The sequence below is a fragment of the Kluyvera sichuanensis genome (genome assembly GCF_040930405.1).
GTDB classification, from domain to species: Bacteria; Pseudomonadota; Gammaproteobacteria; order Enterobacterales; family Enterobacteriaceae; genus Kluyvera; species Kluyvera sichuanensis.
Genome location: NZ_CP162271.1, coordinates 308,089 through 320,421, shown reverse-complemented (window position 1 = coordinate 320,421; position 12,333 = coordinate 308,089). Strand labels below are relative to the sequence as shown.

Sequence of the window (12,333 nt, the reverse complement as noted above, 5' to 3'; positions counted from 1 at the left end):
TTACACCTTCTCAACCTGGACAAGGTTCGTGTGCGATGGGTTGCCTTTCGCCAGCGGCGACGGACGTTGAGTGGTCAGCACGTTAATGCTCCCCGCTTGGTCGATACCTTTAGCATCCGGGTTGTACCAGGCCCCCTCACCCAGCGCGACGATGCCCGGCATCATGCGCGGCGTTACCTTAGCTTCAATATGCACTTCCCCACGGTCGTTAAAGATACGCACACGATCGCCGTTCTTGATCCCGCGTTTCTGCGCATCCAGTGGGTTGATCCACATCTCCTGACGACAGGCCGCTTTCAGTACATCAACGTTGCCGTAAGTCGAGTGAACGCGGGCTTTGTAGTGGAAACCGGTCAGCTGCAGCGGGAATTTCTCGGCCAGCGGATCGTTGTAATTCTCAAAGCCTGGGGTGTAGATCGGTAACGGATCGATCACATCGCCTTCAGCCAGTTCCCAGGTCGCAGCAATTTTTGCCAGCTCTTGCGAGTAGATCTCAATTTTCCCGGACGGCGTGGTCAGCGGATTGGCCTGCGGATCTTCACGGAAGGCTTTATAGGCCACGTGATGCCCTTCCGGGTCACGTTGTTTGAAGATACCTTGCTTACGGAAGGTATCGAAGTCCGGTAGTTCCGGCACAGCCTGACGAGAAAGTTCGTGCAGATGACGCATCCATCCTTCCTGCGTCCGCCCTTCGGTGAACTGCTGCTCAACGCCCATGCGTTTTGCCAGCTCCGTGGTCATCTCATAAATCGTTTTGCACTCAAAGCGCGGTTTGATGACCTGATCGGTAAAGATAACGTAGGACATGTTGCCGCAGGAGGCATCCAGCGCGAAATCCATCTGCTCAGACGCGGTGCAGTCCGGCAGCAGGATATCGGCATATTTCGCCGATGAGGTCATGTGGCAGTCAATCACCACAATCATTTCGCACTTCTTATCGTCCTGCAGAATTTCATGGGTACGGTTGATTTCGGAGTGCTGGTTAATCAGACAGTTACCGGCGTAGTTCCAGATCATTTTGATTGGTACATCCAGTTTGTCTTTGCCACGCACGCCATCTCGCAGCGCCGTCATTTCCGGCCCGCGGACAATCGCATCAGTCCACATAAACATGGAGATACTGGTCTGTACCGGGTTTTCCAGCGTTGGCATACGCTCAAACGGCACTTCATAGGAGCCTTCACGCGCGCCGCTGTTACCACCGTTAATCCCGACGTTACCGGTCAGAATCGACAGCATGGAGATAGCGCGGGTGGCAATTTCACCGTTAGCATGGCGCTGCGGCCCCCACCCTTGGGAGATATAGGCTGGTTTCGCCAGCGCAATTTCGCGCGCCAGTTTCACGATGCGCTCAGCAGGAATACCGGTAATGGTGGATGCCCACTCCGGCGTTTTCGCCGTGGCATCGCTGCCCTGCCCAAGGATATAGGCTTTGTAGTGACCGTTAGCTGGTGCACCTTCCGGAAGCGTTTTTTCGTCGTAGCCGACGCAGTATTTATCGAGGAACGGTTGATCGACCATGTTTTCAGTGATCATCACCCACGCCAGCGCCGAAACCAACGCCGCATCGGTGCCCGGGCGGATTGGGATCCACTCGTCTTCGCGCCCGGCACCGGTATCGGTATAACGCGGGTCAACGATAATCATGCGCGCATTAGATTTCTGACGCGCCTGCTCCAGGTAGTAGGTCACCCCGCCGCCGCTCATGCGTGTTTCGCCAGGGTTATTCCCAAACAGCACGACCAGCTTGCTGTTTTCGATATCTGACGGGCTGTTGCCGTCGGCCCAGCCGCCGTAGGTGTAGTTCAGGCCTGCGGCAATCTGTGCGGAAGAGTAGTCACCGTAGTGGTTCAGATAGCCACCACAGCAGTTCATCAGACGTGCCACCAGCGTTTTACCCGGTGGCCAGGAGCGAGTCAGCGTACCGCCGAGGGTACCAGTGCCGTAGTTAAGATAGATAGATTCGTTGCCGTAATCTTTGATCAGCCGTTTCATATTATCGGCAATGGTATCAAAGGCTTCTTCCCAGCTGATGCGCTCGAATTTGCCTTCGCCACGTTTGCCTACCCGCTTCATCGGGTACTTCAGACGGTCCGGGTTATAGACGCGACGACGCATAGAGCGGCCGCGCAGACAGGCGCGAACCTGATGCAGACCATCGTAGTTATCATCGCCGGTGTTATCCGTTTCGACGTATTTAATCTCGCCATCGACAACATGCATGCGCAGCGGGCAGCGGCTTCCACAGTTTACCGTACACGCACTCCAGGTCACGCGCTCTACCGCCGTAGTCGGCGCAATCGCTTCTGCGGCGTGCGCAATATGGCTGAAGGGAAGCGTAAACGCACTGCTGGCCATCGCCAGTCCGCCTATGGCCGTGGTTTTCATCAAACCACGACGGCTGACCTCAGCTGCCAGTAAAGCATCGGGGGTTTCAGTTTTCATGGACTCTCACTTCGTTGCTAACATTGAAAACATGATTCGTTATATAGTTATTTATATAACGAAATGTTATTATTGTAGTTTTATATGCTGGTATTACTTAGAAGGGAGTATTAAACGTTCTACCGAGAGAGGTATTGTTCAGTATCAATGCGGATATAAAAAAAGCGCCTTGCGGCGCTTTTTTGTAGAACAGGAAGGATTAACCGATGTATTCCAGACCGTTCATGTATGGACGCAGTACCTCAGGCACTTCAATGCGACCATCTGCCTGCTGGTAGTTTTCCAGCACGGCAACCAGCGTACGACCTACGGCCAGGCCAGACCCGTTCAGGGTGTGAACCAGACGCGTTTTCTTGTCGGATTTGCTGCGGCAGCGAGCCTGCATGCGGCGCGCCTGGAAGTCCCAGACGTTAGAGCAAGAGGAGATCTCGCGGTAGGTATTCTGCGCTGGAACCCAGACTTCGAGGTCATAGGTTTTGCAGGCGCCGAAGCCCATATCACCGGTGCAGAGGATAATTTTACGATACGGCAGACCCAGCAACTGCAGGACTTTCTCCGCATGGCCCGTCATCTCTTCCAGCGCTTCCATGGAATCTTCTGGACGCACGATCTGCACCATCTCAACTTTATCGAACTGGTGCATACGGATCAGACCACGAGTGTCACGACCGTAGGAACCCGCTTCGGAGCGGAAGCACGGCGTGTGTGCGGTCATTTTGATCGGCAGATCGTCTTCGTCGATGATTTCATCGCGCACCAGGTTGGTCAGCGGTACTTCTGCCGTTGGGATCAGCGCGTAGTTGCTGCTGTCAGCTTCTTCTTCCAGCGGACGAGTATGGAACAGGTCACCGGCGAATTTTGGCAGCTGGCCCGTACCATACAGCGTGTCCTGGTTCACCAGGTAAGGCACATAGTTTTCGCTATAGCCGTGCTGTTCAGTGTGCAGATCCAGCATGAACTGCGACAGTGCGCGGTGCATACGGGCAATCTGGCCTTTCATCACGACGAAACGTGAACCGGTCAGCTTCACTGCCGCGGCAAAATCAAGCCCGCTGTGCATTTCGCCCAGCGTCACGTGATCGCGGATCTCGAAATCGAATTCGCGCGGCGTGCCCCAGCGGCTAACTTCAACGTTGTCGTTTTCGTCACGGCCAATCGGTGCATCGTCATGCGGGATGTTCGGGATGGTCAGTGCAATATCGCGAATCTCAGCCAGCAGAACATCCAGCTCTGATTTAGCGGCATCAAGTTGTTCGCCAAGCTTGTTCACTTCCAGGCGTAAAGGCTCAATGTCTTCCCCGCGTGCTTTCGCCTGGCCGATGGATTTCGATCGCGAGTTACGCTCTGCCTGCAGATTTTCAGTTTCTACCTGCAGTACTTTACGACGCTCTTCAAGAGCGCGAAGTTTATCTACATCCAGCTTAAAGCCCCGGCGTGCCAGTTTTTCTGCGACTGCGTCTGGCTCTGTACGCAGCAGATTGGGATCGAGCATGCTTATCCTATGCTTATCGAATTGAAAGTGGAGTATGCGACCACAGCCCGTGGTCGCAGAGGTACATCGACAACATTACCGCAACGACTGCACTAGCGGTAGCGTTTTGTGCGGCTATTTTGATCCTGTTCAGCGAGCCAGGCGAGCTTTTCGCCAATCTTGCCTTCAAGACCTCGGTTAGTCGGGTGATAGTAGCGCGTTTGTGCCATTTCGCTGGGGAAATACTCTTCGCCGGCAGCGTAGGCGTTGGGCTCATCGTGGGCGTAGCGATACTCCTGCCCATAGCCCATCTCTTTCATCAGTTTGGTCGGCGCATTGCGCAGATGCACTGGCACATCGTAATCAGGACGTTCGCGAGCATCAGCCATTGCGGCTTTAAAGGCGGTGTAGACCGCGTTGCTTTTCGGCGCACAGGCCAGGTAGACAATCGCCTGGGCGATAGCACGCTCCCCTTCGGCCGGGCCGACGCGGGTAAAGCAATCCCAGGCAGAAATCGCCACCTGCATAGCGCGCGGGTCAGCATTACCGACATCTTCAGAGGCAATGGCCAGGCAGCGGCGCGCAACGTACAGCGGATCGCCGCCTGCGCTGATAATACGGGCATACCAGTAGAGCGCGGCATCGGGCGCGCTGCCGCGAACCGATTTATGCAGCGCCGAAATCAGGTCATAGAAGCGATCACCTTTGTTATCAAAGCGGGCACTGCGCTCACCGGCAATTTCGGTCAGAAGTTGAGGCTGCAACACGCGCTTGCCGGAATCATCCAGCTCCGCCATGTCAGCCATCATTTCCAGGGTGTTCAGCGCACGTCGGGCGTCGCCGTTCACCAGTTCAGCAATTGCACGGCGCGTCTCGTCCGGTAGAACAATATCTTGCCCGCCGTAGCCGCGCGCTTTGTCTTCCATCGCCTGAGTAAGTACTTGCTCAATATCCTCAGTGGTCAGGGATTTCAGCAGGTAGACGCGCGCACGGGAGAGCAGCGCCGAATTGAGCTCAAACGAGGGGTTTTCAGTGGTTGCGCCGATAAAGGTGATGGTACCGTCTTCAATATGCGGCAGAAAGGCGTCCTGCTGGCTTTTATTGAAACGGTGGACTTCATCGACGAACAGAATGGTGCGGCGACCGGCGTTGCGGTTCTGTCGAGCGCGCTCAATGGCCTCACGAATCTCTTTCACCCCGGAGGTGACGGCGGAGATCCGTTCAACATCGGCACTGGCGTAGCGAGCAATCACTTCCGCCAGGGTCGTTTTGCCGGTGCCCGGCGGCCCCCAAAGGATCATCGAGTGCAGATGGCCGGCTTCAATAGCGCGAGGCAATGGCTTACCTGCAGCCAGCAGATGCTGCTGGCCGATATACTGCGCTAAGTTTTCTGGCCGCATACGGGCGGCCAGAGGTTGAAATGCATTATCGGAAAAATCGAGCGACAAATTGCTCACGCCGGCCTCTTACTTACGCTGATCGTCCACCGTCACGCCCTGCGGCGGTGTAAAGGTGAATTTGGAGGCGTCGATTGCGCCGTTCTGCTGCGACTTCAGCTGGTAGCTGCTGCGCTGATCGTCCTGCTCAATCGCGCTGAACTGATGGATTGTGCCATCGCGCCCTACGTTGATGGTGAATTTCTTCAGGTTGCCATTGTTGCCGCGCGGCGTCAGTACGAAATCATCACCGGTCTGCTGGATATTGTATTGCTGCCAGTCGCTAGCCTGGTTACGCGCAATCAGCATAAATGGTGTGTTGCCGGTCGCGTCTTTCAGCCAGGTGGCGGTAGCCTGCTCAACAAACGGGTTGTAGAACCACAGGGTTTTACCGTCAGACACCAGGATGCTTTCATCTGGTTGGGTCATATGCCAGTTAAACAGGTTTGGACGTTTTACCCACAGATCGCCCTGACCTTCCTGCACCGCGTTGCCGCTGCCGTCAGTCACTTTCTGAGTGAAGCTGGCATGGAAGCTGCTGACTTTATCGAGACGGCTTTTCAGGTCGCCTGCGGCATCAGCCCATACGCTGCTGACAACAAAGCTGGAAAGTAATGCACACGTGATCGCGATCTTTTTCATTAATAATCCTTAATTAGCCTCATGCTCCCGGCAGGAGAGCCTCTGGCACTCACTCTAAGACTTCGCCCAGAGCGGTGACAGAAGAAAATACTGAATTCTGACTTATTTACCCATCTTTGCAATCAATCGAACGGCGGCGGTGCCAGCACCTCACGGTTGCCGTTGTGCCCCTGTTCGCTGACGATCCCCTGCGCTTCCATCTGTTCGATGATACGGGCAGCGCGGTTGTAGCCAATACGGAACTGGCGCTGTACGCCGGAGATTGACGCTTTGCGTTTCTGGGTCACGAAATTGACCGCCTGATCGAACAACGGATCTAACTCTTCGCCGCCATCGAAACCACCGCCACCGCCTTCGCTTTCGCTGTCGGAGGTGATGCCATCAACATACTGCGGACGACCACGCGCTTTCCAGTCCTGTACCACTGCGTGGACTTCCTGGTCACGGACAAATGCACCGTGCACGCGCACCGGGTTGTTCGAGTTCGGACCGGCATAGAGCATATCACCCATGCCCAGCAGTGACTCAGCGCCGCCCTGGTCAAGGATAGTACGGGAGTCAATTTTACTGGAAACCGTAAACGCAATACGGGTTGGAATGTTGGCCTTAATAAGGCCGGTGATCACATCCACCGATGGACGCTGGGTTGCCAGCACCAGGTGGATACCCGCTGCACGCGCTTTCTGCGCCAGACGGGCGATCAGTTCTTCCACTTTCTTGCCGACGGTCATCATCAGGTCGGCAAATTCATCAACCAGCACGACGATATACGGCAGTTTTTCCAGCACTGGATGCGTGGCATCCATACTGTCGCCCGGTTTCCAGTAAGGGTCTGGAATCGGACGGCCCATGCGCGCCGCTTCGGCAATTTTTTCGTTATAACCGGCAAGGTTTCGTACGCCAAGCGCCGACATCAGCTTGTAGCGACGTTCCATTTCGTTGACGCTCCAGCGCAGGGCGTTAGCGGCGTCTTTCATGTCGGTGACCACTTCAGTCAGCAGATGCGGGATCCCTTCATACACTGACAGTTCCAGCATTTTCGGGTCGATCATGATGAAGCGGACGTCTTCAGGCTGCGCTTTATAGAGCATACTGAGGATCATGGCGTTCACGCCGACGGACTTACCGGAACCGGTGGTACCGGCAACCAGCAGGTGTGGCATTTTCGCGAGATCGGCCACCACCGGCTCACCGGCAATATCTTTACCCAGCACCACCGTCAGCGGCGATGGGTTATCGCGGAATTTGTCACAATCCAGCACTTCGCGCAGGTAGACGGTCTGACGTTTTTTATTCGGCAGTTCCAGGCCAACGTACGGTTTGCCAGGAATAACTTCTACCACGCGCACGGCAACGGTCGACAGCGAACGCGCCAGGTCACGGGACAGGTTCGAAATACGCGCAGCCTTCACGCCCGGTGCCAGATTCAGCTCGAAGCGGGTGATAACCGGACCAGGGGAGTAGTTCACAACGTCCGCTTTAATGCGATAGTCGGCCAGTCGAGTTTCCACCAGACGCGCCATCTGTTCCAGCGCAAAGGTGTCCACCGGTTCCACTTCCGTTGGCGGCGGCGTTAAAAGATCCAGCGATGGCAGCGGCGTCGTCGGCTTTTGCAGCGGACGATCGTCACCGTTACGCATCAGCAGCGGGTGAATCAGGCTCTCCTGCTGCGGTGGCGTTACCGGCTGATGTGCAGGCTGCTGCACATGCTGTTGCGGCTGAGCATACTGTTGCTGCGGCGCATGCTGAGGCTGGTGATAGCTTTGAGCATGCTGCGGCGGTTGTTGCTGTTGATAATGCTGTTGAGGCGGCGGCGTCACCGCAGGCTCCGGCATCACGCTCGGCGTGAACAACGGCGCTTTTGGCGTCTCATCCACCAGTGTTTTCATCGGCGAGAATTCAAAATCGTCGAGGGAGAACGGATGCGCCCCCTCTGGCTGCTCACTGGCATAGCGATTCTGCTGAGACGCGGCGAACTGGCGCGCCAGTTCCGCTTCTGCGGCGGCATCTTCATCGTTCTCTTCGAACGCATAGCTATCCTGCTCGTCCGCTTCTTCGCCATAGCGTTGCTGCTGCGAGGCGGCAAACTGGCGAGCCAGCGCATCCTGCTGCAGCGCATCGGCTTCATCGTCGGTCAGCGGTTGATTATCCTCAGGCTGATAGCGCTCAGCTTCACGAGCAGCGCGCTCCTCGGCCATCCGCTGCGACGGTAGCTTGATGCCGTATGAGGCCAGCTCACGGCGCGTCGGCACGCGAACGCGATTAGGGCGCGGCAACTGTGGGCCAATGCCTTCTTTGACCTGCGAGCGCGGGCCGTCAGCTGGGCTAAACAGCGGCGCTGAGGCCGCAGCTGCGGCGGCGGTTCCGGCGGCTGCCGCTGCCGCATGGCGAACGCTGGCAGCAACCGGTGCAACGGCAGCGGAAGGTTCTGGCACAGAAACCGGAATGGACGGCGCGGTCGATGCCCGCTGTTCCATTGGCGCTAACGGTTCCGGAATGGGTTGATACCACGCCGCCAGCTGTTCACGCTCACGTGCGCGTTTCTCTTCCACTTCTTCGAAATAGTACAGCGGCGGACGATGAGCAGGTTTAACCTCCTCTTCCACCACCGGTTCTGGCTCAACGACAGGTGCTGGTTCAGCCTGAGGCACGTTCAGATATTCCGATTCAGCAGTATATGGCTGTTCTTGCTGTAGCTGTTCGTAAGCAGGCTGCTGCGGTTGTGCATACTGCGGTTGCTCATAAACAGGTTGCTGCGGCTGTGCATACTGCGGCTGCTCATAAGCAGGCTGCTGCGGCTGTGCGTACTGCGGCTGCTCATAAGCAGGTTGCTGCGGCTGTGCGTACTGCGGCTGCTCATAGGCAGGCTGCTGAGGTTGTGCGTACTGCTGCTGCTCATAAGCAGGCTGCTGAGGTTGTGCGTACTGCGGCTGCTCATAAGCAGGCGGCTGAGGTTGTGCGTACTGCGGCTGCTCGTAGGCAGGTTGCTGCACCGGCGGCCATCCTTCTGGCGTAGGTGCAATAACCGGTTCACCCGCCGTTGGAGCAGGAACGGCCTGCCATTCAACGGCAGGCGCAGCAACAGGCTGCTCGTTCATGGACGGCGCAGCTAATGTTGGGTCGGCGGCCCACGCCGCTGTGCCTGTAACGGCAACGGCCTCAGCGACGGTATGACCGCTCAGTAGAGGGTCGTACTCATCATATTCGGCGGCACGCGTCGCGCTGGCACCAGAGAACAGCACATCATCAGGATCGACCTGAGCCGCATAGCGGCCCGCCTCTTCCGGTTCGTCCATACGACGGCCAGAGAACAGCGCCTCGTCCGTTTTACGCACCATCGGGTTAGAGAATTTTTCGGCGATCCGCTTACGGCGCGCCAGTGCACCTCGCAGGATGCGCGCACGACGAGATTCACGCGACGCTTTCTGCGTCTCCTCGCCGTCGTCTTCATATTCGTCTTCTTCTTCGTACTCGTCTTCATCAACCCAGGTGTCGTCACGACGGGTTCGGTTGCTGGCGAACGTCAGAATGTTGAGGATCCAACTGCCCATTTTCTCGGCAATGCTGACCCATGACCAGCCGGTAAACAGCGTCAGGCCCGCGGCCCAGATACAGAGTAGCGCGATGGTCCCGCCGCTGCTGTGCAGCATCGGTTGCAGCGCGGTGCTGAGCAGGCTGCCAATCACGCCACCGGAGGCAAAGTACCAGATATCATCGGCGTTTATCGCCGCGAGGCCGCATGAAGTAAGGATGATCGCCAGTACACCAATCAGGCGCAGCGAGACGGCGAAGTAGTCGATGTACTCATCGTTCGAACGATGCCGCCAGGCAAACCAGCAGCCACCAACAATGATGACCGGTATGGTGTAAGCCATTACGCCAAAGATGAAGAACAGCGTATCGGCCAGCCATGCGCCTGGTGCGCCACATAAATTGTGGATCGGTTCGTGCCAGGCCGTTTGCGACCAGCTAGGATCGGAAGGATTGAAGCTCAGTAGTGCAGCCATTAACCAAACGGCAAAAATGGCGCATAAAAGGAGTAACGCCTCAAGGAGTCGGCGTCCGCTGCTGAGTTTTGTGAGTTTGACTTCTTTGTCTTCTGTATATTCCTGGCTCAAGAAAGGCTCTCCAGGTGCCGAATGCTAAAACGGACAACAGTGCCAGATTGCGCCGACACTGTTGCTGTATGGATTAACAGGAGTGTAATCAAACTACGCTGATTTTGCACCTGTTCCGTTTTAGCGGGTCTTAATTACCAGACGATTACTCTGCTTAACCTCTTCCATAACGACGTAAGTACGGGTGTCGTTCACGCCTGGCAGGCGCAGCAGGGTCTCGCCAAGAAGTTTACGGTAAGCCGACATGTCCGGTACGCGGGTTTTCAACAGATAGTCGAAATCGCCGGAAACCAAGTGACACTCTTGAATTTCTTCAAGTTTTTGCACAGCGGCGTTAAATTGTTCAAACACGTCTGGCGCACCGCGATTCAGAGTAATCTCAACAAAAACCAGCAGCGATGCATCCAGGTAATGCGGGTTTAACAGCGCGGTATAGCCCTGAATAAAACCCTGTCGTTCCAGACGACGTACGCGCTCAAGGCACGGGGTCGGAGAAAGTCCTACTCTTTTGGAAAGCTCGACGTTCGAAATACGCCCATCTTTTTGCAGTTCATTGAGAATGTTGCGGTCGATGCGGTCGAGATCTTTGCCAGGGCGTTTTTTACTATCTACCATTATTATTGTCTCTCTGTATTCCTTCCCTACTCCTGTCTTGACTCTGTGCACTTCACTGTTCAGAGCCTTCTCCCGATTTCAATGCGCCGTTGTTGCTGCAACGACGAATATCCCAGGGTATGCGTATGAGAAGCCCCGGCGCCTCACGGCCACCCTCCGACATCACGTATGATGTCTGTCCACACCATACGTAGATTTCAGTGATCCGGGTAAAAATGGCATTTGCGTGCATGAAAATTCACCACACGCGAAACACTGCTTTTCTTCTTCCTTGAATGTTGTCGCAAAAGCTTAGGGGATTGTCAAAGCAAAACATCTTTTTTTAGTACAACATGCCAGATATTCATGAATCCTGGGTCCGGTTTCACATGTAATCGTCTTATAATCATCAGCCTGGCAGTAGAAATAGTTATATTTTTTGATGTTAAAATAGCCAATCAATCGGCTCATTCTATTACACATATCGTTAACAAAATCGCTGTGCTCTTTTTTTACGTCTACAAATTCCCTACAATCCAGAGCAATGTCTGCCAACAATTATGGGGATCTCATGGGCACGGCCAAACACAGTAAGTTGTTAATCCTTGGTTCTGGACCTGCGGGATACACCGCTGCGGTCTATGCTGCACGCGCAAACCTGCAGCCGGTACTGATTACCGGGCTGGAAAAAGGCGGTCAGCTGACCACCACCACAGAAGTGGAAAACTGGCCTGGCGATCCAAGCGACCTGACCGGTCCGCTGCTGATGGAACGTATGCACGAACACGCCACTAAGTTTGAGACCGAAATTATTTTCGATCACATCCACAGCGTGGATCTGCAAAACCGTCCGTTCCGTCTCACCGGCGACAGCGGTGAATACACCTGCGATGCGTTAATCATCGCCACCGGCGCCTCTGCTCGCTACCTGGGCCTGCCGTCGGAAGAAGCGTTTAAAGGCCGCGGCGTTTCCGCCTGTGCTACCTGCGACGGTTTCTTCTACCGCAACCAGAAAGTCGCGGTCATCGGCGGCGGCAACACCGCCGTGGAAGAAGCGCTGTATCTGTCCAACATCGCATCAGAAGTGCATCTGATTCACCGCCGTGATTCATTCCGTGCGGAAAAAATCCTGATCAAACGTCTGATGGATAAAGTGGAAAGCGGCAACATCGTGCTGCACACCAAGCGTACGCTGGAAGAAGTGACCGGCGACCAGATGGGCGTGAGCGGTCTGCGTCTGCGTTCTACTGAAAACGACGACATTGAGTCGCTGGACGTCGCGGGTCTGTTCGTCGCTATCGGCCACAGCCCAAATACCGCGATCTTCGAAGGTCAACTGGCGCTGGAAAACGGCTACATCAAAGTGCAGTCCGGCATTCACGGCAACGCAACGCAAACCAGCATTCCTGGTGTGTTCGCGGCGGGTGACGTGATGGACCACATTTACCGTCAGGCGATCACCTCTGCGGGTACCGGCTGTATGGCCGCGCTGGACGCTGAGCGCTACCTCGACGGTCTGGCTGACGCGTGCAAATAATCTTTACAAGTCAGTAACAAAAGTAAAAAAGGCGACGATAAGTCGCCTTTATTTTTTCTGCGATGTAACATTGCCGCGCCCATAACTGAA

7 protein-coding genes are annotated in these 12,333 nt (G+C 55.5%); 1 reads left to right on the top strand and 6 read right to left on the bottom strand.

Annotated elements, in window-relative coordinates; genetic code table 11:
* From dmsA to lrp, 6 genes are all read right to left on the bottom strand, one after another.
* The gene (dmsA, locus tag AB2B48_RS01540; RefSeq protein WP_368300609.1) at positions 1–2,445 is read right to left on the bottom strand and encodes a dimethylsulfoxide reductase subunit A; all 2,445 of its coding nucleotides are present in this window, start codon (positions 2,443–2,445) and stop codon (positions 1–3) included.
* A 199-nt stretch (positions 2,446–2,644) separates the two neighbouring features.
* Positions 2,645–3,937, bottom strand: coding sequence for a serine--tRNA ligase (serS, locus tag AB2B48_RS01535; RefSeq protein WP_185666576.1), 1,293 nt, complete (start codon positions 3,935–3,937; stop codon positions 2,645–2,647).
* 92 nt (positions 3,938–4,029) lie between these two features.
* The gene (gene rarA / locus AB2B48_RS01530; protein WP_220441015.1) at positions 4,030–5,373 is read right to left on the bottom strand and encodes a replication-associated recombination protein RarA; all 1,344 of its coding nucleotides are present in this window, start codon (positions 5,371–5,373) and stop codon (positions 4,030–4,032) included.
* Between the two features lie 9 nt (positions 5,374–5,382).
* On the bottom strand, positions 5,383–5,994 hold the full coding sequence (lolA, locus tag AB2B48_RS01525) for an outer membrane lipoprotein chaperone LolA (protein ID WP_185666578.1): 612 nt from the start codon (positions 5,992–5,994) through the stop codon (positions 5,383–5,385).
* Between the two features lie 122 nt (positions 5,995–6,116).
* Positions 6,117–10,112, bottom strand: a complete 3,996-nt coding sequence (locus AB2B48_RS01520) for a DNA translocase FtsK 4TM domain-containing protein (RefSeq protein ID WP_368300608.1) — start codon at positions 10,110–10,112, stop codon at positions 6,117–6,119.
* A gap of 120 nt (positions 10,113–10,232) precedes the next feature.
* A complete protein-coding gene (gene lrp / locus AB2B48_RS01515; protein ID WP_000228469.1) occupies positions 10,233–10,727 on the bottom strand; it encodes a leucine-responsive transcriptional regulator Lrp in 495 nt (164 codons plus the stop codon).
* A gap of 550 nt (positions 10,728–11,277) precedes the next feature.
* Between lrp and trxB the strand changes: the two genes are divergently transcribed.
* Entirely contained in the window at positions 11,278–12,243 is a 966-nt protein-coding gene (gene trxB / locus AB2B48_RS01510; protein WP_185666580.1) for a thioredoxin-disulfide reductase, read from the top strand.
* The last annotated feature ends 90 nt before the right edge of the window (positions 12,244–12,333 follow it).